This window comes from Variovorax beijingensis (assembly GCF_007828835.1).
GTDB lineage: Bacteria > Pseudomonadota > Gammaproteobacteria > Burkholderiales > Burkholderiaceae_C > Variovorax > Variovorax beijingensis_A.
The window spans coordinates 286,228-307,368 of record NZ_VIVL01000004.1; the positions used below are offsets into that span (position 1 = coordinate 286,228).

At 67.9% G+C, this 21,141-nt stretch carries 21 protein-coding genes and 1 pseudogene; 14 read left to right on the top strand and 8 right to left on the bottom strand.

Features of this window, described 5'->3' with window-relative positions:
- The first annotated feature begins 67 nt into the window (after positions 1-67).
- The 3 genes from FB547_RS14880 to rlmB all read left to right on the top strand — a co-directional run bounded on the left by FB547_RS14880 (position 68) and on the right by rlmB (position 2,635).
- On the top strand, positions 68-790 hold the full coding sequence (locus tag FB547_RS14880; protein ID WP_012747325.1) for an ABC transporter ATP-binding protein: 723 nt from the start codon (positions 68-70) through the stop codon (positions 788-790).
- Positions 787-1,767 (top strand): hypothetical protein, encoded by a 981-nt coding sequence (locus FB547_RS14885; protein WP_145743454.1) that lies wholly within the window; start codon positions 787-789, stop codon positions 1,765-1,767. The genes FB547_RS14880 and FB547_RS14885 overlap by 4 nt, the downstream gene beginning before the upstream one ends.
- Before the next feature lie 121 nt (positions 1,768-1,888).
- Positions 1,889-2,635, top strand: a complete 747-nt coding sequence (rlmB, locus tag FB547_RS14890; protein WP_145743456.1) for a 23S rRNA (guanosine(2251)-2'-O)-methyltransferase RlmB — start codon at positions 1,889-1,891, stop codon at positions 2,633-2,635.
- Between the two features lie 30 nt (positions 2,636-2,665).
- On the opposite strand, the gene FB547_RS33315 is transcribed toward rlmB, so the two are convergent.
- Together FB547_RS33315 and FB547_RS14895 are read right to left on the bottom strand one after the other, a co-directional pair.
- Positions 2,666-2,836, bottom strand: coding sequence for a hypothetical protein (locus FB547_RS33315; protein WP_021006995.1), 171 nt, complete (start codon positions 2,834-2,836; stop codon positions 2,666-2,668).
- A 111-nt stretch (positions 2,837-2,947) separates the two neighbouring features.
- A complete protein-coding gene (locus tag FB547_RS14895; RefSeq protein WP_145743458.1) occupies positions 2,948-3,535 on the bottom strand; it encodes a helix-turn-helix domain-containing protein in 588 nt (195 codons plus the stop codon).
- A gap of 46 nt (positions 3,536-3,581) precedes the next feature.
- On the opposite strand from FB547_RS14895, the gene FB547_RS14900 reads away from it, so the two are divergent.
- Complete coding sequence (locus FB547_RS14900; RefSeq protein ID WP_145743459.1) at positions 3,582-4,103, top strand: GNAT family N-acetyltransferase; 522 nt, start codon at positions 3,582-3,584, stop codon at positions 4,101-4,103.
- 33 nt (positions 4,104-4,136) lie between these two features.
- Here FB547_RS14900 and FB547_RS14905 read toward each other — a convergent pair whose 3' ends face one another.
- Genes FB547_RS14905 through FB547_RS14915 form a run of 3 tightly spaced genes read right to left on the bottom strand, consistent with a single transcriptional unit; the run spans position 4,137 to position 6,328 of the window.
- Positions 4,137-5,102 (bottom strand): aldo/keto reductase, encoded by a 966-nt coding sequence (locus FB547_RS14905; protein ID WP_145743461.1) that lies wholly within the window; start codon positions 5,100-5,102, stop codon positions 4,137-4,139.
- 30 nt (positions 5,103-5,132) lie between these two features.
- Positions 5,133-5,741 (bottom strand): chromate transporter, encoded by a 609-nt coding sequence (locus FB547_RS14910; RefSeq protein ID WP_145743463.1) that lies wholly within the window; start codon positions 5,739-5,741, stop codon positions 5,133-5,135.
- Positions 5,738-6,328, bottom strand: coding sequence for a chromate transporter (locus tag FB547_RS14915; RefSeq protein WP_018902772.1), 591 nt, complete (start codon positions 6,326-6,328; stop codon positions 5,738-5,740). The genes FB547_RS14910 and FB547_RS14915 overlap by 4 nt, the downstream gene beginning before the upstream one ends.
- An 88-nt stretch (positions 6,329-6,416) precedes the next feature.
- On the opposite strand from FB547_RS14915, the gene FB547_RS14920 reads away from it, so the two are divergent.
- Positions 6,417-7,322 carry a YihY/virulence factor BrkB family protein gene (locus FB547_RS14920; RefSeq protein WP_145743465.1) on the top strand — a complete coding sequence of 302 codons (906 nt, stop codon included), beginning with the start codon at positions 6,417-6,419 and terminating at the stop codon, positions 7,320-7,322.
- Positions 7,323-7,328: 6 nt separating this feature from the next.
- On the opposite strand, the gene FB547_RS14925 is transcribed toward FB547_RS14920, so the two are convergent.
- Positions 7,329-7,880: a DUF924 family protein gene (locus FB547_RS14925; protein WP_145743467.1), complete on the bottom strand. Its 552-nt coding sequence runs from the start codon at positions 7,878-7,880 to the stop codon at positions 7,329-7,331.
- Between the two features lie 115 nt (positions 7,881-7,995).
- Between FB547_RS14925 and FB547_RS14930 the strand changes: the two genes are divergently transcribed.
- The 6 genes and pseudogenes from FB547_RS14930 (at position 7,996) to FB547_RS14955 (ending at position 13,727) form a co-directional block, all read left to right on the top strand.
- Positions 7,996-8,445 (top strand): CHRD domain-containing protein, encoded by a 450-nt coding sequence (locus tag FB547_RS14930; protein ID WP_145743469.1) that lies wholly within the window; start codon positions 7,996-7,998, stop codon positions 8,443-8,445.
- A gap of 130 nt (positions 8,446-8,575) precedes the next feature.
- Positions 8,576-9,705: pseudogene (locus tag FB547_RS33805) on the top strand (patatin-like phospholipase family protein).
- A gap of 66 nt (positions 9,706-9,771) precedes the next feature.
- Positions 9,772-10,554 carry a 3-hydroxybutyrate dehydrogenase gene (locus FB547_RS14940; protein ID WP_145743471.1) on the top strand — a complete coding sequence of 261 codons (783 nt, stop codon included), beginning with the start codon at positions 9,772-9,774 and terminating at the stop codon, positions 10,552-10,554.
- A 126-nt stretch (positions 10,555-10,680) separates the two neighbouring features.
- A complete protein-coding gene (locus FB547_RS14945; RefSeq protein ID WP_145743473.1) occupies positions 10,681-11,688 on the top strand; it encodes a tripartite tricarboxylate transporter substrate binding protein in 1,008 nt (335 codons plus the stop codon).
- Between the two features lie 43 nt (positions 11,689-11,731).
- The gene (locus FB547_RS14950; protein ID WP_145743474.1) at positions 11,732-12,205 is read left to right on the top strand and encodes a tripartite tricarboxylate transporter TctB family protein; all 474 of its coding nucleotides are present in this window, start codon (positions 11,732-11,734) and stop codon (positions 12,203-12,205) included.
- Between the two features lie 16 nt (positions 12,206-12,221).
- Positions 12,222-13,727, top strand: a complete 1,506-nt coding sequence (locus FB547_RS14955) for a tripartite tricarboxylate transporter permease (protein ID WP_145743476.1) — start codon at positions 12,222-12,224, stop codon at positions 13,725-13,727.
- Here the strand turns inward: FB547_RS14955 and FB547_RS14960 are convergent.
- Positions 13,714-14,676, bottom strand: coding sequence for a bifunctional helix-turn-helix transcriptional regulator/GNAT family N-acetyltransferase (locus FB547_RS14960; protein ID WP_145743478.1), 963 nt, complete (start codon positions 14,674-14,676; stop codon positions 13,714-13,716). The two genes, FB547_RS14955 and FB547_RS14960, sit on opposite strands and share 14 nt — an antisense overlap.
- Before the next feature lie 151 nt (positions 14,677-14,827).
- Here FB547_RS14960 and FB547_RS14965 point away from each other — a divergent pair, with 151 nt between their 5' ends.
- Positions 14,828-17,233 carry a YgiQ family radical SAM protein gene (locus tag FB547_RS14965; protein ID WP_145743480.1) on the top strand — a complete coding sequence of 802 codons (2,406 nt, stop codon included), beginning with the start codon at positions 14,828-14,830 and terminating at the stop codon, positions 17,231-17,233.
- A gap of 2 nt (positions 17,234-17,235) precedes the next feature.
- On the opposite strand, the gene FB547_RS14970 is transcribed toward FB547_RS14965, so the two are convergent.
- Positions 17,236-17,889: a DUF1294 domain-containing protein gene (locus FB547_RS14970; protein ID WP_145743482.1), complete on the bottom strand. Its 654-nt coding sequence runs from the start codon at positions 17,887-17,889 to the stop codon at positions 17,236-17,238.
- An 86-nt stretch (positions 17,890-17,975) separates the two neighbouring features.
- Here FB547_RS14970 and FB547_RS14975 point away from each other — a divergent pair, with 86 nt between their 5' ends.
- Both FB547_RS14975 and FB547_RS14980 read left to right on the top strand, forming a co-directional pair.
- Positions 17,976-18,914 (top strand): hypothetical protein, encoded by a 939-nt coding sequence (locus tag FB547_RS14975; RefSeq protein ID WP_261380285.1) that lies wholly within the window; start codon positions 17,976-17,978, stop codon positions 18,912-18,914.
- Positions 18,915-19,017: 103 nt separating this feature from the next.
- Complete coding sequence (locus FB547_RS14980; RefSeq protein ID WP_261380286.1) at positions 19,018-21,126, top strand: esterase-like activity of phytase family protein; 2,109 nt, start codon at positions 19,018-19,020, stop codon at positions 21,124-21,126.
- Positions 21,127-21,141: the final 15 nt, after the last annotated feature.

The window sequence follows — 21,141 nt, forward strand, 5'->3', positions numbered from 1 at the left end:
CCCTGCGCTGCCGAATGCGGCAGCGCTCAAGATAAAGTCACGTCGTTTCAAAACGAAAAGCCTTTCCATGTCCCAACCCCCGTCGGATGCCATTGTCGCTGTCGAGCATGTGTTCAAGTCGGTGACCGACTCGACCGGTACGCTCGACATTCTGCAGAACATCGATTTCACCCTGGGCGCGCGGGAAACCGCCGCCATCGTCGGTGCCTCGGGTTCAGGCAAGAGCACCTTGCTGTCGATCATTGCCGGGCTCGACACGCCCACGCGCGGCACCGTCAGGCTCGCGGGCGATGACATCTTCGCCATCGACGAGGACGAGCGCGCCGCGCTGCGCGCCCAGCGCGTGGGCTTCGTGTTCCAGAGCTTCCAGCTGCTGGGCAACCTGAGCGCGCTCGAGAATGTGATGCTGCCGCTCGAACTGGCCGACCGCAAGGATGCGCGCAAGGCCGCCACCGAGATGCTCGGGCGCGTCGGCCTCGGCCAGCGGCTCGGCCACTATCCCAAGGTGCTCTCGGGCGGCGAACAGCAGCGCGTGGCGCTGGCCAGGGCCTTCGTGGTGCAGCCGGCGCTGCTGCTGGCGGACGAGCCCACCGGCAGCCTCGACTTCGCGACCGGCGAGCAGGTCATGCGGCTGATGTTCGACTTGAACCGCGAGCTCGGCACCACGCTCGTGCTGGTCACGCACGACCGCGGCATTGCGGCCCAGTGCGAGCGCCGCATCACCATCGAGGCCGGGCGCATGGCGCTCAACGAGTCGACGCCTGTGCTGGTGGCCTCGCTGCAGGCATGATCGTTCCCCAGTTCTGGGCCGAAGGCCGCATCCAGGAGCACGTCGCCGGCAAGCAGATCACGGTGCGGCGCTACGGCTGGTCCGACGAAAGCCCGATCGCCGCGCAGGCGCATGCCGACCAGCGCACGCGAGAGGCGTTCGAGCGGATCGCCGCGGGCGAGGCGCTCAACCGCCGCGAGCGCAAGCTGGCCTACAACGGGGCCCAAGGCGTGCCGATCCGCGAGGAAATCGTCGAGCGCCAGGGCGACACCGTCATCACCCGCAACAGCTATGGCGCACGCTGCCTCAACACGCCCGACGTGCTGTTCGTCGACATCGATTTCGACGAGCCCCTGCGCGGCAGCGTGTTCGGCTTTGCGCTGGTGCCTGCGCTGATCGCCGGCATCGTCGGCGGCTGGACCGCCAGGACCTGGCTGGGCGGGCTGGTCGCGGCCCTCGTGGTCTTTGCCGTCGCCTACCGCATTGGCTTGGCCAGGAAGCGCGGCGAGGCCAGCGGCAATCCCGCGCCCGAGAAGCGCGCGGCCGAGCGCATCGGGCGCTTCATCCACCAGCACCCCGACTGGCACCTGCGCCTCTACCGCACGCCGGCCGGTTTCCGGGTCATGGCGATGCACGACGTCTTCAGTCCGGCCGACATGGCAGTGGCCGACTGCTTCCATGCGCTGGGCGTCGACAAGGTCTATGCGCGCATGTGCCGCAACCAGAACTGCTTTCGCGCCCGCCTGAGCGCCAAGCCCTGGCGCATCGGCATCGGCGAGCACCTGCGGCCGCGGCCGGGCGTGTGGCCCGTGTCGCCCGAGAAGCTGCCGCTGCGCGATGCCTGGATCGCGCGCTACGAAAAGGCCGCCGAAGGCCATGCCGCCTGCCAGTACCTGGAAAGCGCCGGCAACAGCGCACGGGTTCATCCGAATGCGCTGGCCGTGCAGCAGCTGCACGACGAACGCACCCGCGCGCACAGCGGTCTGCCGCTGGCTTGAGGGGCGGGATCTTTCGTGGAACACCGCGGAATCGGCTTTGCCGGGCCGCTGGTGTTGCCCCCTGCCAGGGGGAGGGAGGCCACACGAAGTGGGCAAGCCTGGGGGTAGGGATAATCAGGGGATGTCTTCCCCCAAAGTGATCTTCGGCTTCCATGCCGTGGGCGTGCGCATCAAGACCGCGCCGAAATCGGTGCTCGAAGTGATGTTCGACACCAGCCGGCGCGATGCGCGCATGAAACAGTTCATCGCCCGCGCGCAAGAGGCCGGCGTGCGGCTGGTCGAGGCCGACGGGCTGAGGCTCGCCAAGCTCAGCGGCAGCCATGGCCACCAGGGCGTGGTCGCGCGGGTCGAGCCCATTGCGCAGGTCCGTTCGCTCGATGAACTGCTCGAAGACCTGGAGGAGGCCGGCACCGTGCCGCTCTTGCTGGTGCTCGACGGCGTGACCGATCCGCACAACCTGGGGGCCTGCCTGCGCGTGGCCGACGGCGCCGGCGCCCATGCGGTGATCGCGCCCAAGGACCATGCGGCCGGCATCAACGCCACCGTGGCCAAGGTGGCGAGCGGCGCCGCCGAGACGGTGCCGTACTTCATGGTGACCAACCTGGCGCGCACGCTGAACGAACTCAAGGAACGCAGCATCTGGTGCGTCGGCACCAGCGACGATGCGCCCGGCACCCTCTACCAGAGCGACCTCAAGCGGCCCCTGGCGCTGGTGCTCGGTGCCGAAGGCGAGGGCATGCGCCAACTCACCCGCAAGACCTGCGACGAGCTCGTGAGCATTCCGATGGCGGGCGCGGTCGAGAGCCTGAACGTTTCCGTGGCCAGCGGCGTGTGCCTCTACGAGGCCATGCGGCAGCGCAGCGCCTGACGCGGCACTGCGACCCGGGCGCGGTTCGAATCAGGAAGGGTCTTTGCTGCGCGTGCGGGCCACCGCGCTGAAGATACCGATGCCCAGGATGATCAGCGCACCGATGCCGATGTAGAGCGTCGGCACGCCGGCCACCGAGGCGCCCCAGGCGACGCCGGCGAGGAAGATCAGAAAACCGATCATGTAGAGCGCAAAGGACATGCTTGTTCCCCCGGAAGCTTTGGATGCCTTGCAGTATCCCGGGCGGTCCCCCGGCGGGCACAGGCCGTCGTCTCCAGTCGCTGTGGGAACTTGCCTACTGCTTTCGCGCCTCTACGCGGGAGATGTGACCAGCAGGTAGCGGCAGCCCGCGCGCCCGAGCGCCTTGAAGACCAGCGGGCGGTCGACGCCGAAATCCAGGCAGTCGCCGGGCGCGAGTTCGAAGCGCTCGTCGCCGTAGTCCACCCGCAGCGCGCCTTCGAGCATCCAGAGGCACTGCCGGTACGGCTTGCCGCTCCAGCGCGGATAGGCGACCTGCGCCGAGCGCGGCAGTTCGATCTCGACCATCTCCACGCCGCCGCTCGCAGCACGCTCGGCGACCTGGCGCCGCAGGTAGCCCGCCTCGGGATCGCGCCAGACCTCCTGCTCGGCCCGGGTGCGCAGCCGGCGCAGCGAGCCCTTGTCCTCCGTCAGCAGCTGCGCCAGCGGCACGCCCAGGCCGGCCGCCAGCCGGCCCAGCAGCACGGCCGTCGGGCTGCTCTCCGCGCGCTCCACCTTCGAGATCATGGCCTTGCTGACGCCGGAAAGCTCGGCCAGCTCGGCCAGGCTCAGCGCCTTGGCCTGGCGCAGCGCGAAGAGCCGGCTGGCAATGAGCGAATCGATGCCGGAGGGCTCGGCCGGCGGAGATGAATTGTTTCTCATATGAGATTATTATTCTCCTATATTGGATCGACTGAAAGGAACGAACATGCGCCTGGTCCCCTGTACCGAGGAAGCCCACGCGGGCGCCATCCTTGCCATCCTCAACGAGGCCATCGCCAACTCGACGGCGCTGTACGACTACAAGCCGCGCACGCCCGAGAGCATGGTGGCGTGGTTCGCCACCAAGCGCGCCAACGGTTTTCCCGTGGTCGGCGCGGAAGACGAGAGCGGCAGGCTGCTGGGTTTTGCGAGCTACGGCACGTTCCGCGCCTTTCCGGCCTACAAGTACACCGTGGAGCACTCGGTGTATGTCGAGGCGGGCCACCGCGGCGCGGGCCTTGGCCGCACGCTCATGGAGGCGATCATTGCCGAAGCCGTGGCGCGCGACGTGCACGTGATGGTCGGCGCCATCGATGCCGCGAATGCCGGCAGCATCGGGCTGCACGAGCGCCTGGGCTTCGAGCATGCCGGCACCGTGCGGCAGGCCGGCTTCAAGTTCGGCCGCTGGCTCGACGTGGCTTTCTACCAGCGCATTCTCTCGACGCCGCTGAATCCGGTCGACGGTTAGGCGGCGCTCGAAACCGCCCGTTGCATGTGCGTCTCAGGCCGGGGTTTCGGCGCTGGCCCGGTCCAGCATCTGGATGGTGCCGGCATCGAGCTTCAGCTGGGTGGCCACCACCAGTTCCTCCAGCTGCGCGATCGAGGTGGCGCTGGCGATCGGCGCCGTGACCGAAGGGCGTGCGATCTGCCATGCAATGGCGACCTGGCCCGGCTTGGCGTTGTACTGCTGCGCCACCTTGTCGAGCGCTTCGAGAATGCGCAGGCCCCGCGGATTCAGGTACTTCTTGATGGTGGTGGCGCCGCGCGCGCTCTTGGAGGCGTCGGCCTCGGTGCGGTACTTGCCGGTCAGGAAGCCGGCCGCCAGCGCATAGAAATTGATCACGCCCACTTCGCGCTTCAGGCACAGGGGCTCCAGTTCGTCCTCGAACACCGCGCGGTCGTAGAGGTTGTACAGCGGCTGCAGGCTCTCGTAGCGCGCAATGCCCAGCCGCTCCGACACGTCGAGCGCCTCGGCCAGCCGGGGCGCGCTGTAGTTGGAGGCGCCGATCGCGCGCACCTTGCCGGCCTTGATCAGTTCGTCGAAGGCCTGCAGCGAATCTTCGAGCGGGGTGGCGGCATCGTCGTCGTGCGACTGGTACAGGTCGATGAAGTCCGTCTGCAGGCGCTTGAGCGAGGCTTCCACCGCTTCGCGGATGTAGGCCGGCGAGAGGCCCGACTTGCCTTCGCCCATCGGCTTGCCGACCTTGGTGGCCAGCACCACGCGGTTGCGCTTGCCGCTCTGCTTGAGCCACTTGCCGATGATGGTCTCGGACTCGCCGCCGGTGTGGCCCGGCACCCAGGCCGAATAGACGTCGGCGGTGTCGATGAAGTTGAACCCCGCGTCCACCCAGGCATCGAGCAGGCGGAACGAGGTGGCCTCGTCCGCCGTCCAGCCGAACACGTTGCCGCCGAAGGCCAGCGGTGAAACCAGGAGGCCGGAGCGGCCGAGCGAGCGGAGTTGCGACATGAGTTTGTTTCCTGAGGAAGAGAACGAGGATCAGACGAAGCCCACAGCACCGAGCAGCGCACCTGCGCCCAGCAGCCAGAGCAGGTGAATGCGCGTGCGCCAGACGATAAGCGCGGCCACCGCGGTCAGCAGCCACAGATGCCAGGCAGGCGCGTCGCCGGCAGGGTTGCCCGCCGCCAGCACCCAGCCGGTGGCGATCAGCAGGCCCACCACCACCGGCGCCATGCCCTGCTTGAAGGCGCGCACGCCGCGCCGGTCGCGGTTGCGGTGGCCCCATCGCGTGGCCAGGTAGGTGAGGGTGGTGCTCGGCAGCATGATGCCGACCATGGTGACCGTGAGCCCGAACAGGCCGAGCAGCCAGGCGCCCGGCCCCGCACCGATGCCGCCGCCCGCGTTGAGCCCGACATTCCAGCCCATCAGCGCGACGAAGAGCACGTTCGGCCCCGGCGCGGCCTGGGCAATGGCCACGGAGGAACTGAACTGCGCCTCGCTGAGCCAGCCGTGCTGCGCGACGAGGTAGCGGTGCATGTCGGGGACGGTGGTGATGGCGCCGCTGATCGACAGCAGCGACAGCAGCAGGTACTGGCCGAAGAGCGCGAGCCAGTCGTGCCATTGCATCGCGATGGTCAGCTGGCTCATGCGGCAATCCTGCGCCAGGTCCACGCACAGGCCACGCCGCCTACGGCCAGCAGCACCCAGCCGAGCGGCATCTTGAACAGCGCAATGGCGCCGAACACCAGTGCGACGAATGCCAGGCAGGTGGCAAAACCGAGCGGGTGCTTGCGCAGTTGCGGAATCAGCTTGATGCCGGTGGCGGCGATCAGCCCGCCCGACACCGCGCCCATGCCGCGCAGCGCGGCGGCCACCTGCGGGTTGGCCGCGTAGTGGGCATAAAGAACGGCCAGCACAAGAATGACGACGAGCGGTATCGCAAGCATGCCGGCCACCGCGGCGATGGCGCCGCGCAGGCCGAAGTAGCGGTCGCCGATCATCAGCGCGAGGTTGATCACGTTCGGTCCCGGCATCACCTGGGCCACGGCCCAATCTTCCAGGAACTGCTCGGGCGTGAGCCAGCGCTTTTTCTCCACCATCTCGCGCTGGACGATGGCCAGCACGCCACCGAAGCCCTGCAGCGCAAGCCAGGTGAATGAAACAAAAAGGTCGCGTGGCGACTTCGGTTGCGGATGGGCGGGCGGCGCCGCCGCGCCTGAAGGAGACGGATGCATGTGGGTGCGATTATCGTAGCCAGGCCTGCAACGTGCCGGGCACCGGGCTGACATGCCCCTGTAACGCTCAAAGGGAGACTCCATCGCCATGCAAATCCGTGCGCTCTTCGATCTCTGCAAGCAGGCCGTCGCCTCCTGGTCTAACGATTACGCACCCAGCATGGGCGCTGCACTGGCCTACTACACGGTGTTCTCGATTGCGCCGCTGCTGCTGATCGTGATCTCGGTGGCCGGCCTGGTGTTCGGCCAGGAGGCCGCACGCGGCGAGATCTTCGCGCAGCTTTCGGGGCTCATGGGCGAGCAGGGCGCGGCCGCGGTGCAGGCGATGCTGCAGGCGGTCAACAAGCCGGCCGAAGGCGTCGTGGCCACGGTGGTCGGCATCGGCTTGCTGGTGGTCGGCGCGACCACCGTCTTCGGCGAACTGCAGGACGCGCTCGACCGCATCTGGCGGGCGCCGGCGCGCACCAAGAGCAAGGGCATCTTCAACCTGCTGCGCGTACGGGCGCTGTCGTTCAGCATGATCATGGCCATCGGCTTCCTGCTGATGGTGTCGCTGGTGGCCAGTGCGGCGCTGGCAGCGCTCAGCAAGTGGTGGGCGCCGGTGTTCGGCGGCTGGGCCACGCTGGCACAGGCGGTGAACTTCGCCTTCAGCTTTGCGATGGTGACGGTGATCTTCGCGATGATCTACAAGATCATGCCGCGCGTCAGGGTACAGTGGCGCGACGTGTGGGTGGGGGCTGCGGTCACGGCGCTGCTCTTCACCATCGGCAAGCACCTCATCGGCCTGTACATCGGCAAGAGCAGCGTGGCCTCGGGCTACGGCGCCGCGGGTTCGCTGGTGGTGGTGCTGGTGTGGGTGTACTACTCGGCGCAGATCTTCCTGCTCGGGGCCGAGTTCACCTGGGTGTATGCCAAGACCTATGGCTCGCTCAAGAACATGGAGGGCAGCGCCGAGGCGAATCCTTCGCCGACGCGCTCGGACCCGCTGCCGTAGCGCCAGCTATCCCGCGAAACCCCCTTCGTCGAGGAAGCGCTGCTCCTCGGCCGTGCTGGTGCGCCCGAGCAGCTTGTTGCGGTGCGGAAAGCGGCCGAAGCGCGCAATGATGTCGCGGTGCAGCACTGCGAAGCGCTGAGTGTTGGCATCGAGCGCGGCGTTGAGGTCCACCGAGCGCTGCTGGTCGTCCAGCGACTCGGAGTGCATGAAGGGCAGGTAGAAGAAGCGCCGCAGGTCTTCGCCGGCCTTCAGGTCGAGGCCGGCTTCGATCGCCTGGCGCGCGATGGCCAGCGCCTTGGCGTCGGTGGCCAGCATGCGGGCGTTTCCGCGCCAGGTGTTGCGCGGAAACTGGTCGAGCAGCACCAGCAGCGCCAGGGCGCCCTCGGCGTCGCGCGCCCAATGGTCGAGCTCGCCGCGCGCGGCTGCTTCGTGGGCGGCGAGAAAGCGCCCGGCGAATTCGGCGTCGAAGGCTTCGTTCTTGGCAAACCATCGTTCGGGTCCGGCATTGCGCCAGAAGTCGACGATGTCACGGGCGGTGGGCAGCTCGGCAGGATTCATTGCCGCATTCTCTTTCAGCCGGTGCCCGGCCGCCAAAGTCGCGGTGGTGGCCGACAAGGCGAAGCGCAATGGCTGCCTATGCTGTAGCGGTTTCATAACTCAGGAGATCAAGCTCATGACCCGATATGGCAGCTTTTTGCGCGCAACCCTCATCGTCGGCGTGGCCAGTGCCGCGCTGGCCGGCTGCGGAATGATGTCCAGGTCGAACACCGCGAGCTTCAGCGGCGCGATGAACGCCGCCAGCGAAGTGCCGCCCAACATGACGCGCGGCAGCGGCCTGGCGGAAGCCTGGCTCAACAAGGACACCAATGTCCTGAAGTACAAGATCACCTACAGCGGCCTGAGCGGGCCGGCCACGGCCGCGCACTTCCATGGCCCCGCGGCCGCGGGCGCCAATGCCGGCGTGGTGCTGCCCTTTGCCAATGCGGCCAGCCCGATCGAGGGGCAGGCCACGCTCACGCCGGCGCAGGCGGCCGACCTGATCGCAGGCAAGTGGTACGCCAACATCCACACCGCCGCCAATCCGGCCGGCGAGATCCGGGGGCAGATGCTGCCCAAGATGTAAGGGCGCTCGGTCAGCTTGCCGTCGCGGGGCTGGTGTCAAATGACACCCCATGACGACGACGCAGAAGACGCCCCGGAAGCCCCGGACGGCAGGCAAGACCCTCAACACTTTTGCGGCGCGCCGCGAAGACATGCGCGCCGCGCGCAAGGCGCTGGTGCTGCAGGGCGGCGGCGCGCTCGGCGCCTACCAGGCCGGCGTGTATGCCGCGCTCAGCGAGACCGACCTGCAGCCGCACTGGATTGCCGGCGTCTCCATCGGCGCATCAATGCGGCGCTGATCGCGGGCAATGCGCCCGAGAAACGGGTGGACCGGCTGCGCGAGTTCTGGCACCTGGTGTCCTCCGGACCGGCGCAGCGCCTGCCGGCATGGCTGGGCGACCGCGCCACGCAGAACCAGTGGAGCGCCAGCATGGCGATGCTGGTGGGCATTCCGGGCTTCTTCGAACCGCGCTGTTCGCCCGCGCTGCTGATGGGCGCGGCGGCGCCGCTGCTGAGCTACTACGACACCACGCCGCTGAAGGCCACGCTCGAGCGCCTGGTCGACTTCGACCGCATCAACGCCTGCGAGGCGCGCTTCAGCGTGGGCGCGGTTGACGTGCGCACCGGCAACTCGGTGTACTTCGACAACACGCGCCAGCGCATCGGCCCCGAACACATCATGGCCAGCGGCGCGCTGCCGCCGGGCTTTGCGCCCGTCAGCATCGACGGCGACGACTACTGGGACGGCGGCATCGTCTCGAACACGCCGCTGCAGTACGTGCTCGACATCCATCCGCGCTCCGAGCCGCTGGTGGTGCTGCAGGTCGATCTTTTCAATGCACGCGGCGAGATGCCGCGCACGCTGTCGGGCGTGATGGAGCGGCAGAAGGACATCACCTATTCGAGCCGCACCCGCATGAACACCGATGCCCTGGCCGCCAACCTGAACCTGCAGCAGGCCATTGCGGACCTGATCTCCAAGCTGCCGGCGCGCCTTCGCAATGACCCCTCGGTGCTGGCGGTGCAGGCTGAGCTCACGCACCATCCGATCGACATCTTCCACCTGATCTACCGCGACAAGCCCTACGAGGTCGAATCGAAGGACTACGAGTTCTCGCGCGCCGCCGTCGAAGAGCATTGGGAGGCCGGCGCGCGCGACATGCGGCGCACGCTGGCGCATCCCGAGACGCTGCGCAGCGACGCCACCGTGAACGGCGTGACCACCTTCGACCTCGGCGAGCCCGGCGTGGAGCGCGTCAAGCGTCCCGGGCTGTCGCGCTGACGGCGGGCTGCGCTCGCCTGATTCTTGCAATCCTTTTTTTCTTTCCAACCCTCAAGGACATTCACCATGCAACTCAAGGACAAGGTCGCCTACATCACCGGCTCGGCCAGCGGCATCGGCAAGGAGATTGCCATTCTGTTTGCGCGCGAGGGTGCCAAGGTCGTCATTGCCGACCTCAACAAGCAGGCCGCCGACGCCACCGCAGCCGAACTCCAGGCGGCGGGCGCGCAAGCCCTGGGCGTGGCGGTGGACGTGACCAGCGAGGAGCAGGTCGATGCCTCGGTCGAGGAGGCCGCCAAGGCCTTCGGCGGCATCGACATCCTGGTCAGCAATGCCGGCGTGCAGATCGTTCATCCGGTCGAGGAATTCAGTTTTGCCGACTGGAAGAAGATGCTCGCGATCCACCTCGACGGCGCCTTTCTCACCACCAAGGCCTGCCTCAAGCACATGTACGCCCAAGGCCGCGGCGGCAGCGTGATCTACATGGGATCGGTGCACTCCAAGGAAGCTTCGCTGCTGAAGGCGCCCTACGTCACCGCCAAGCACGGCCTCATCGGCCTGGCCAAGACGGTTGCGAAGGAGGGCGCGAAGCACGGTGTGCGCGCCAACGTGATCTGCCCGGGCTTCGTGCGCACGCCGCTGGTCGAGAAGCAGATTCCCGAGCAGGCGAAGACGCTTGGCATCACCGAGGAACAGGTCGTCAAGAACGTGATGCTCAAGGAAACCGTCGATGGCGAATTCACCACCACCGACGATGTGGCGCGCGTGGCGCTGCTGTTTGCGGCCTTCCCGACCAATGCGCTGACCGGCCAGTCGCTGGTGGTGAGCCACGGCTGGTTCATGCAGTAGCGAAATGACGCCGCCCTGCGCGGCGCACGATGGTTCACCCTAATGTCTCCGGCGAGCGAACTGTGCGAAAAACCTGCTTGCCCGTTCAATCGTCATACCAATGACTTTCGCCAGGAGACAAAAACCATGCGTGTTCGTTCCGCCGGCTTTTTTTCGCGCCGCTCCTTCGTGGCCCATGCCGCAGCTGTCGCGGCGGGGCTCGCCATGTTCGCCGCGGCAGCGCCCGCGGCGGCCCAGGCGTATCCCAGCCGGCCCGTCACGCTGATCGTTCCATGGGGTGCGGGCGGCGGCACCGATGCTACGGCGCGCATCATCGCGAGCCTGCTCGAAAAAGAACTCGGCCAGCCGATGACGGTGGTGAACCGTACCGGCGGCAACGGCGTGGTGGGCCATGCGGCCATTGCCGCCGCGCCGCCCGACGGCTACACCATCGGCATGGCCACGGTCGAGATCGGCATGATGCACTGGCAGGGGCTGACGCCGCTGACCAGCGCCTCGTACACGCCGATCGGCCTCGCCAATCTCGATCCGGCCGGCATCCAGGTGCGCGCCGACGCGCCCTACAAGACCGTGGCCGAACTGCTGGCGGCCATCAAGGCCAGTCCCGGCAAGCTCAAGGCCTCCGGCACGGGGCAGGGCGGCATCTGGCACCTGGCCATCGCGGGCCTCTTGCGCGACCAGAAGATCGACCCGGCGGCCGTGCCGTGGGTGCCGAGCAATGGCGCCGCCCCAGGCCTGCAGGACGTGGTCGCGGGTGGTGTCGACATCGCGCCGGTCTCGCTGCCCGAGGCGCGTTCGCTGATCGATGCGGGCAAGATCAAGAGCCTTGCGATCATGAGCGACAAGCCCTCGGCCCTGTATCCCAACGTGCCCACGCTCAAGGCGGCCATCGGCAGCGACTGGTCGATGGCGGCCTGGCGCGGCATCGTCGCGCCCAAGGGCCTGCCCGCCGACGTGCGCGACAAGCTCGCGGGCGCGCTCAAGAAAGTGGTGGCGAGCAAGGAGTACACCGACTTCATGGCCTCGCGCGGCTTTGGCGTGATCTATGCGGGCCCTGACGACTTCGCCGCCTACATGGCCAAGTCCGATGCCGAGCTCGGCGCCACGATGAAGGCCGTGGGTATCGTCAAGTGAACGCTAGAGGGCGTGCGCACGCACCGGGCGGAGGTGCAGCGCGATGAAATTCAACGACGCGATCTTCGGTGCAATCCTGCTGGCGCTCGGTATCGTGGTGCTTGCTGTGGTGCAGGGCTATCCGGGCATACCGGGCCAGCAGGTGGGGCCGGCGCTGTTTCCGGGGCTGATTGCCATCGGGCTGTGCGTCTGCGGCGCGATGCTGCTGGCCAAGGGCTGGCGCCAACGCCATGCCGCGGCCTGGGTGCGGCTGGGCGACTGGGCCACTTCGCCGCGCCACGTGCTGGCCGCCGCGCTGGTCGTCGGCGCAGTGCTGTTCTACATCTTTGCCTCCGAGCGGCTCGGCTTCCTGCCGACCGCGGCGATCTCGCTGCTGGCACTGATGCTCGCCATGCGCGTGCCGCCGGGCCGCGCACTGTTGATTGCGCTGCTCGCCACGCTGGTGATCCATGCCGCGTTCTACAAGCTGCTGCGCGTTCCGCTTCCCTGGGGCGTCCTGACACCCATCGCCTGGTAACCGGAAACATCCACTCATGTCCGCAGCACTCTTGCAGGCTTTCTCGATGGTCTTCGAGCCCTACACCATTCTCGTGATGGTGCTGGCCTCGCTCTATGGCCTGTTCGTCGGCGCGGTGCCGGGGCTGTCGGCCACCATGGCGGTGGCGCTGCTGGTGCCGGTCACTTTCTTCATGCCGCCGATTCCGGCCATCGCCGCCATGGTCACGGCCACCGCCATGGCCATCTTCTCCGGCGACATCCCGGGCTGCCTGCTGCGCATTCCGGGCACGCCCGCATCCGCCGCCTATACCGACGAGGCCTTTGCGATGACGCGCAAGGGCATGGCCGAGACGGCACTGGGCGCCGGGCTGGTGTTCTCTGCCGTGGGCGGTCTTTTCGGTACGGTGGTGCTGATCGTGGCGGCGCCCGCGCTGGCCGACTTCGCGCTCAACTTCAGTTCCTTCGAGTACTTCTGGCTCGTGCTGCTGGGCCTGACCTGCGCGGTGTTCATTACCTCCGACCGGCCGCTCAAGGGCATGATCACGCTGCTGCTTGGCCTGCTGGTGGCGTGCGTGGGGCTCGGCAATCCGGCGGGCTTTCCGCGCTTCACCTTCGGCAATGCCGAGATGACCGGCGGCATCGGCATGATCCCGATGATGATCGGCATGTTCGCCATCTCGGAGGTGATCCGCTTCGCGGTCGACACGCTGCCGCCGGGCGAGGTGGTGGTCGAGAAAGTGGGACGCGTGCTCTCGGGACAGTGGGCGCTGGCCAAGAAATACCCGGTGCAGATACTGCGCGGCAGCCTGCTGGGCACGGCGGTGGGCGCGCTGCCGGGCGCGGGTGCCGACATCGCGGCGTGGATGTCGTATGCCATGAGCAAGAAGTTCTCCAAGGAGCCCGAGAAATTCGGCACGGGCCATGTCGAAGGCATTGTCGAATCGGGTTCCGCCAATAACAGCGCGCTGGCCGGCGCGTGGATTCCGGCGCTGGTGTTCGGCATTCCGGGCGACTCGATCACGGCCATCGTGATCGGCGTGCTCTACATGAAGAACCTCAATCCGGGGCCGACGCTGTTCACCACCAACCCGCAGAACATCTATGCGGTGTTCATGCTGTTCATCATCGCCAACATCATCATGATTCCGCTGGGCATCCTGTGCATCAAGGTGGCCAAGCGCATCCTGCGGGTGCCGCGCAACGTGCTGATGCCGCTCATCCTGCTGTTCTGCATCGTCGGCGCGTTCGCCATCAACAATTCGCTGTTCGACGTGGGTGTGATGCTCGTGGCGGGCATCGTGGCCTACCTGCTCGAGGAGAACGGCTTTCCCATCGCGCCGGCGATCCTCGGCGTGGTGCTCGGCGGCATGCTCGAGGAGAACTTCATCACCTCGATGATCAAGTCGGACGGCAACCTGGCCGGCTTCGTGTCGCGGCCGATTGCCGCATCGCTGGCGGCCGTGGTGCTGCTGGTGTGGCTCGCACCCTTGCTCAAGAAGCTGTGGCACAAGGGCCGGCGCACCGCATCTACTGCAGCTTGAGCGACCAGGTCTCGCCCACGAGCTGCTGGCCGAAGCCTTCGTAGGGATCGGCCTTGTCGAGCCTGAAACCCCGCTTGGCATAGATGGCGCGGGCGGCCTCGAGGCAGCTGTTGGTCCAGAGCACCATCCTGCGATAACCCTTGGCGCGCGCGAAGGCAATGCATTCGTCGGTGAGGCGCGCGCCCAGGCCCAGGCCGCGTGCCGACGGCGAGAGCAGCAGCAGCCGCAGCTGGGCCGTGGTGGCCGACTTGCGCACCACGAAGATCGCGCCCACGCGTTCGCCGTCGAGTTCGGCGATCCAGCACTTCTCCCACGCGGGCTGGAACTTGCGCACGAACTGCGCCACGATGTCGGCCACCAGCGCCTCGAACTCGATGTTCCAGCCGTACTCGCGCGCATACAGCTCGCCATGCTGCTGTACCACCCAGCCCATGTCGCCGGGCAGCGGGTCGCGCAGCACGATGGTGCGCGTGCGCACCGCCGGCGCCGCCGCGGGATCGAGCGTGCGCTCGATGCGCGCCATGGCATCGATCAGCTGCTGGCGCTCGTGTGCAGGCACCGGCGCGAGCAGGGCGGCTGCCTCGTCGCGCGATTTCTGTTGCAGCGGCGCGAATGCGGCGTGGCCGGCTTCGGTGAGGCGCAGCACGCTTTGCCGCGCATCGCGCGGGTGCGGCGCGCGCGTGAGCCAGCCGGCCGCCTCGAAGCGGCGCAGGATGCGGCTCATGTAGCCGGCGTCGAGCCGCAGGTCGCGGCCGATCTCGCTGGCCACGGGCGTTTCCCGGTGGGCCAGCTCGTACAGCACCCGGACATCGGTCAGCGACATGTCGCTGCCAAGATAGGGGTCGAGCACGCCGATGCGGCTCGTGTAGAAGCGGTTGAAGCGCCGGATCGCCTTGACCGCGGCGGTGTCGGGCGCGGCCGAAGCGGCTGGAATGGTTGCTGTTGTCATATTATTGATTGACTGAAGCAACCATTTAAAGGCCTTGCCGCGGGCGCGTCAACAGCCGCCAACGCGACAGAAGTGGTGGAAAACCCTAAAATCGCGGGTTGCCCACTGCTGCGCCGTGCCCGCCAAGCCGCCGCTGCCAACTTCCCCACTGATGAACGCCCCCGTCGACGTCTCCTTTTTTGCGCGTGCCGCCAAGCCGCTGACCAGCTACCGCAAGTACTGGGCGGCCCGTTTCGGCACGGCCAAATTCCTGCCGACCACGCGCAAGGAGATGGACGCGCTCGGCTGGGACAGCTGCGACATCATCGTGGTGACTGGCGACGCCTATGTCGACCATCCGAGCTTCGGCATGGCCGTGATCGGCCGCATGCTCGAGGCGCAGGGCTTCCGCGTGGGCATCATCGCCCAGCCCGACTGGCAGAGTGCCGAGCCTTTCAAGGCGCTGGGCAAGCCGAACCTGTTCTTCGGCGTGACCGCCGGCAACATGGATTCGATGATCAACCGCTACACGGCGGACCGGAAGATCCGCAGCGACGACGCCTACACGCCCGGCGACGTCGGCGGCGCGCGGCCCGACCGCGCGGCCATCGTGTATTCGCAGCGCTGCAAGGAAGCCTGGAACGACGTGCCGATCATCCTCGGCGGCATCGAAGGGTCGCTGCGCCGCATCGCCCACTACGACTACTGGCAGGACAAGGTGCGCCGCTCGATCGTGGTCGACTCGAAGTGCGACCTGCTCTTGTACGGCAACGCCGAGCGCGCCATCGTCGAGATCGCCCACCGGCTGGCGGCCCGCGAGCCGGTGCACGAGATCACCGACGTGCGCGGCACCGCCTTCGTGCGCCGCGACACACCTGAAGACTGGTTCGAGATCAACTCCACCAGTGTCGACGAACCCGGCCGCGTCGAAGCCCACGTCAACCCCTACCTGATGGTGTCCGAGCAGGCCAAGGCCAACGGCGCCACCTGCGCGAAGGAAGACGAGGCCCAGGCCGTGGCGCAGGCCGCCGAGGCAGGCGCTGCGGCGGCGAACCCGGTGAACCCGGCCATCAAGCCGCTGACCTTCGTGCCGAACCCCGCGCTCCATCAGCGCGCGAGGATCAAGGTGCCGCCGCGCGACCGCAGCGTGATCCGCCTGCCGTCGTACGAGCAGGTGCGCGCCGACCCGGTGCTCTATGCCCACGCCAACCGCGTGCTGCATCTCGAGACCAACCCCGGCAACGCCCGTGCGCTGGTGCAGGCGCACGGCGAGGGCGCCACGGCGCGCGACGTGTGGATCAACCCGCCGCCCATTCCGCTCACCACGGCCGAGATGGACCACGTGTTCGACCTGCCGTATGCGCGCAGTCCGCATCCGCGCTACGCCGACGAGAACGGCAGCCACGACGGCGCCACCAAGATTCCCGCGTGGGAAATGATCCGCTTCAGCGTGAACATCATGCGCGGCTGCTTCGGCGGCTGCACCTTCTGCTCGATCACCGAGCACGAGGGCCGCATCATCCAGAGCCGCTCGGAAGAATCGATCATCAAGGAGGTCGAGGCCATCCGCGACAGCGTGAGCGGCTTCACCGGCACCATCTCCGACCTGGGCGGCCCCACCGCCAACATGTACCGGCTCGGCTGCAAGAGCCCCGAGATCGAGGCCGCCTGCCGCAAGCCCAGCTGCGTGTACCCGGGCATCTGCCAGAACCTGGGCACCAACCACGATCCGCTGATCAAGATCTACCGCCGCGCGCGTGCGCTCAAGGGCATCAAGAAGATCCTGATCGGCTCGGGCCTGCGCTACGACCTGGCCGTGCAGTCGCCCGAGTACGTGAAGGAACTGGTGCAGCACCATGTCGGCGGCTACCTGAAGATTGCGCCCGAGCACACCGAGCAGGGCCCGCTCACCAAGATGATGAAGCCCGGCATCGGCAGCTACGACAAGTTCAAGCAGATGTTCGAGAAGTTCTCGGCCGAGGCGGGCAAGAAGCAATACCTGATTCCGTACTTCATTGCCGCACATCCGGGCACCAGCGACGAGGACATGATGAACCTCGCGATCTGGCTCAAGAAGAACGGCTTCCGCGCCGACCAGGTGCAAACGTTCTACCCGAGCCCGATGGCCACGGCCACCACGATGTACCACACCAACAAGAACCCGCTGCGCAAGATCACGCGCGAGAGCGAGACGGTGGACATCGTGCGCGGCGACAAGCGCCGCCGCCTGCACAAGGCCTTCCTGCGCTACCACGACGCCAACAACTGGCCGCTGCTGCGCGAAGCCTTGAAGAGCATGGGCCGCGCCGACCTGATCGGCAACGGCAAGCACCACCTGATCCCGACCTGGCAGCCGCTGACCGATGGCGGCTACACGAGCGCGCGGCGCAAGAACTCGACCTCCGCGCCGGTGGCGGCCAAGGCGTCGGCGCCGGTCAGGCTGGCACCGGTGAAGCCCTCGAAAGGCCGCATCCTCACGCAGCACACCGGCCTGCCGCCGCGGGACAACGGGTCGGCGCCGGCGACGCGCAAGGCCGCCGCCGGCCCGGTGCGCGGCAGCATCCGCAAGCCGCGCTGAGTTCAGCCCGCGAGCGGGCTCGCGGGCAGCAGCTTGCCGGTCCAGGCCGCCACGGCGGCAATATTCATCAGCACGGTGGTCCAGTAGACCGCCATGAAGCCCGTCTTGCGCGACTTGTGCCGAAAGAGCCGCTGCGCGCACCACGCGCCCGGCCATCCCCCCGCCAGCGAGAGCAGATGCAGCGTGCTTTCCGCCGTACGCCAGCGGCCGGCCTGCGCGGCGCTCTTGTCGAAGCCGTAGACGGCGAAGGTCAGCAGGCTGGCCAGCAGCAGCACGCCCAGGACAATGGGCGGCAGGCGCGCGGTCCATACGCCATACCCGAGCAGCCCCGCATAGCCAAGGAGCAGCACGCCGATGGGCAGCATCGACGACGGGGAAGAAGAGGAGGCCGCTGTCGCGCGGCGGCCCCGCGGGTGGGCTGTGGCGCGACGTGCCCGGGGCTGCGCGGCACCCGCCGCGTGGACCGCCATCGCGCGCGGTCCCTTGCCGCCCACATGGATCTCGTCGAAGCCCAGTTCCATGCCGACCTGCGGCTTCAGCTGCCGGTCGACAAAGTCGCGCAGGTGCACGAACACGTCGGCTGAACCCCCGGGGCTGCGGATGAAGCCGAACCCCCGTTCGGCCTCCCAGCGGACGAGCCGGCCTTGGCGCTTCATGGCGTGCGGGAAAAGGGAGGAGACATGGCCGCGATTCTCCCCTGCCGGGGCGGCGGCCGTCTCGTCTCTTGTGTATGGTGTGGTCCATGAGCAGTCCGTTCCACTTGCCGGCTTCATGGGGCCACACCCTGGCGGGCGCCATCCTGCTCGCGGTTTCTGTGCATGCGCTGGGGGCGTCGCCCGACTCCGCGCCCGCACCGGCCCCGGCCCCGGCCCCGGCCCCGGCCGCGGCGCAGGCGCTGCGCGCCACCCATCAGCGCATGGGGGCCAAGCTCGCGCAGAGCGGTTTCGGGCGGCCGCTCCAGCTCGACTCGACGGAGACGCCGAACGGGCTGCAGGGCGACATCTATGCGGTGGTGGACCACTCGCTGCCGGAGATCAGCGCCGCGCTCATGGAGCCCTCCCGCTGGTGCGAGTTGCTCACGCTGCACGTCAACAATCGCCGCTGCCGCACCGGCACCGCGCCGCAAGGCGGCGAGATGCTGACGCTGTTCGTGGTGCGGCGCTACGACAAGCCGGTCGAGCAGGCGTTCCAGCTCCCCTTTGCCTATCGCGTGGCCAGCGCGACGCCGGAGTACCTGTCGGTCGAGATGAATGCGCCCAAAGGACCGCTCGGAACCAGCAACTACCGCGTCACGCTCGAGGCGGTGGCGCTCGACGGGCAGAGGAGCTTCCTGCATTTCAGCTACAGCTACGACCACAACATGATGGTTCGCATGGCCACCCAGGCGTACCTGGCGACCTTCGGCCGCAACAAGGTGGGCTTCACCGTGATGGGCAGGGACGCCGATGGCCAGCCCGACTACATCCGCGGCACGCGCGGGCTGGTGGAGCGCAATGCGATGCGCTACTTCCTCACGCTCGACGCCTATCTCTCTTCGGGAGCCGGCGTGCCGGCCGAGCGGCGGGAGCGCTCCTGGTTCGCCGCGGCCGAGCAGTATCCGCGGCAGCTGCACGAGATCGACCTGGACACCTACCTCGCGATCAAGCGCGAAGACCGGCAGCGCGACGGCGCCGGCCGCTGAGCATCCACAGCCTCGTCTTCCTGGTTTCACTGGCTTGTCACACGCCGCGGTGCTAATCGCCGGGGCCTGTGCCTGTTGCGCAGGCGCACGACAAGGACAAGTGATGACGAAGAAGACAAGAGGATCGAGGATGGGCTGGCTGGCGCTCGCGGGTGCCGCTGCGCTGGTCGCCGCCTGCGGTGGCGGCAGCGGCGGTGGAGGAGGAGGGTGGGCATTTCCCGTGGCGGGCGGTGGCGGCACCACCAATCCGCCGGCCGCGCAATCGAAGACCGGCACCTTCCTCGACGCGGCCGTCGAGGGCCTCGACTACACCGCGGGCGGCAGCGCCGCGGCCAGCACCAACGCGAATGGCGAATTCACCTGCAAGGACGGCGAGACCGTGGCCTTCAGCATCGGCGCGCTCGCACTCGGCAGTGCCGCCTGTGGTGACGCGATCACGCCGCTGACCCTGGCGGGTGGCAGCGACGTGAAGGCCGATGCGGTCGCCAATCGCCTGCTGGCGCTGCAGAGCTTCGACGAGGACCGCGATCCCTCGAACGGCATCCGGCTGGCGCCTGCGCTCAAGGCCGCGCTGAGGGCGGGCGCGCTCGATTTCAGCGCCTCGGCCGAGAGCTTCGACACCGCGCTCAATGCGGTGCTCGCAGGGCTGCCCGCTCCCTACAATGCCCGCATGGTCGATCCAAGCCGCCGCATGCTGGCGCGCGAACACTTCGAGAACACGCTGGCCTCGCGCCTTGCCGCACCGGTGACCGAAGCCTTCACGCAGACCAACGCGCTCGGCACCATCGGGCTCGGCGTCACCCGCTACCAATTGCAGGCCGACGCCGCCTTCAACGTGCCCTACGAGGGCGACAACGAGAAGACCAGGGCCGACTTTCCGCAGGGTTTCCTGCCGGCCTACGGCTCGGGGCTCGCGTTCAAGGGCAAGGCGGACGACGGCACGCTCGAGTTCTATGCGATCACCGACCGCGGCCCGAACGGCGACGGCCCGACCGCGCCCGTGCCCGGCGGCAATGGCGCCACCAGCATCAGCAAGGTGTTCCCGGCGCCGTCGTTCGCGCCGAGCTTCGGCATCGTGCGCATTGGCAAGACGGGCGCCGTGCTCGCCTCGAGCCTGCCGCTCAGGCGCGATGCCGGCAGCAAGATCACCGGACTGCCGCCGCAGTCCGGCGTGGGCTCGACCGGCGAGACGCCGCTGACCGACCGCTACGTGTTCGATGCCGCCAAGGCGAACTACGACGCCAACGGCCTCGACCCCGAGACGCTGGTGCTCGACAAGGCGCGCAACGTGCTGTGGACCAGTGACGAATACGGCCCCTTCATCGTGCGCATCAACATGGCGACCGGCGTGGTCGAGAAGAAATACGCGCCCGGCAGCGGCGCTGCCGACCTGCCGCCGGTGCTGGCGCGGCGCCGGCCCAACCGCGGCATGGAAGGTTTGACGATCGATGCCGCGAGCGGCGTGCTGCACGGCTTCCTGCAGAGCCCGATCGATCCGCGCGACGGCAGCGGCAAGTCGATCAAGGCCAGGCCGCCGGGCGGCAGCAACACCGACGTGCGCCACATCGCGAAGTTCACGCGCTGGCTCGCCTTCGACCCGGCCACCGAGACCTCGAAGCTCTACGCCTACCCGATCGACGGCAGCCAGTACGACAAGGACCGCACCGGCAACGCCAAGCTCGGCGACGTGGTGAGCCTGGGCAACGGCCGCTTCATCGTGATCGAGCAGGGCGCGCGCAAGAGCGACGGCAAGGTGTTCAACAAGCTGATGCTGGTGGAGCTGCCGGCCAACGCGACGGACATCAAGGCCTTCGACTACGAATTGGAGATCAGCAGCATCACGCAGGCGCCCTCGGGTACCGCCGACTATTCGAGCGTGGTCACGATGCGCAAGACCGAGCTGCTCGACCTCAACGCACTGGGCTGGCTGGCCGAGAAGGCGGAGGGCCTGACGATCGTGGACGACCAGACGCTGGCGCTGGTGAACGACAACGACTTCGGCCTGGGTACGGTGCTGCTCGATGCCGATGGCAAGACCCTGGCCGGCAGCGTCGAGGACTGCACGGCCGACGCCAGCGGCGTGCTCAGCGGCTGCCCCGCGGGCGCCACCGGCGCGCGCATCACGCGCGGCTCCGACCTGGAGCGGCCGACCCGCATCTGGCTCATCAGGCTCGACCGCAAGCTCGGCGAGCTGCGCCTGCCGGCGTCCTGAGGACGCAGGCCGCGC

Excerpts from the sequence above, each read along its gene's own strand:
- FB547_RS14910 (WP_145743463.1), bottom strand. The coding sequence starts at position 5,741 with ATGAGCCAGCTGACCATCGCGATGCAATGGCACGACTGGCTCGCGCTC.
- FB547_RS14920 (WP_145743465.1), top strand. The coding sequence starts at position 6,417 with ATGCAAATCCGTGCGCTCTTCGATCTCTGCAAGCAGGCCGTCGCCTCC.
- FB547_RS14945 (WP_145743473.1), top strand. The coding sequence starts at position 10,681 with ATGCGTGTTCGTTCCGCCGGCTTTTTTTCGCGCCGCTCCTTCGTGGCC.
- FB547_RS14970 (WP_145743482.1), bottom strand. The coding sequence starts at position 17,889 with ATGAAGCGCCAAGGCCGGCTCGTCCGCTGGGAGGCCGAACGGGGGTTC.
- FB547_RS14915 (WP_018902772.1), bottom strand. The coding sequence starts at position 6,328 with ATGCATCCGTCTCCTTCAGGCGCGGCGGCGCCGCCCGCCCATCCGCAA.
- FB547_RS14980 (WP_261380286.1), top strand. The coding sequence starts at position 19,018 with ATGACGAAGAAGACAAGAGGATCGAGGATGGGCTGGCTGGCGCTCGCG.
- FB547_RS33315 (WP_021006995.1), bottom strand. The coding sequence starts at position 2,836 with ATGTCCTTTGCGCTCTACATGATCGGTTTTCTGATCTTCCTCGCCGGC.
- FB547_RS14975 (WP_261380285.1), top strand. The coding sequence starts at position 17,976 with ATGAGCAGTCCGTTCCACTTGCCGGCTTCATGGGGCCACACCCTGGCG.
- FB547_RS14925 (WP_145743467.1), bottom strand. The coding sequence starts at position 7,880 with ATGAATCCTGCCGAGCTGCCCACCGCCCGTGACATCGTCGACTTCTGG.
- FB547_RS14955 (WP_145743476.1), top strand. The coding sequence starts at position 12,222 with ATGTCCGCAGCACTCTTGCAGGCTTTCTCGATGGTCTTCGAGCCCTAC.
- FB547_RS14940 (WP_145743471.1), top strand. The coding sequence starts at position 9,772 with ATGCAACTCAAGGACAAGGTCGCCTACATCACCGGCTCGGCCAGCGGC.
- FB547_RS14960 (WP_145743478.1), bottom strand. The coding sequence starts at position 14,676 with ATGACAACAGCAACCATTCCAGCCGCTTCGGCCGCGCCCGACACCGCC.
- FB547_RS14885 (WP_145743454.1), top strand. The coding sequence starts at position 787 with ATGATCGTTCCCCAGTTCTGGGCCGAAGGCCGCATCCAGGAGCACGTC.
- FB547_RS14905 (WP_145743461.1), bottom strand. The coding sequence starts at position 5,102 with ATGTCGCAACTCCGCTCGCTCGGCCGCTCCGGCCTCCTGGTTTCACCG.
- rlmB (WP_145743456.1), top strand. The coding sequence starts at position 1,889 with ATGTCTTCCCCCAAAGTGATCTTCGGCTTCCATGCCGTGGGCGTGCGC.
- FB547_RS14880 (WP_012747325.1), top strand. The coding sequence starts at position 68 with ATGTCCCAACCCCCGTCGGATGCCATTGTCGCTGTCGAGCATGTGTTC.
- FB547_RS14950 (WP_145743474.1), top strand. The coding sequence starts at position 11,732 with ATGAAATTCAACGACGCGATCTTCGGTGCAATCCTGCTGGCGCTCGGT.
- FB547_RS14965 (WP_145743480.1), top strand. The coding sequence starts at position 14,828 with ATGAACGCCCCCGTCGACGTCTCCTTTTTTGCGCGTGCCGCCAAGCCG.
- FB547_RS14930 (WP_145743469.1), top strand. The coding sequence starts at position 7,996 with ATGACCCGATATGGCAGCTTTTTGCGCGCAACCCTCATCGTCGGCGTG.
- FB547_RS14895 (WP_145743458.1), bottom strand. The coding sequence starts at position 3,535 with ATGAGAAACAATTCATCTCCGCCGGCCGAGCCCTCCGGCATCGATTCG.
- FB547_RS14900 (WP_145743459.1), top strand. The coding sequence starts at position 3,582 with ATGCGCCTGGTCCCCTGTACCGAGGAAGCCCACGCGGGCGCCATCCTT.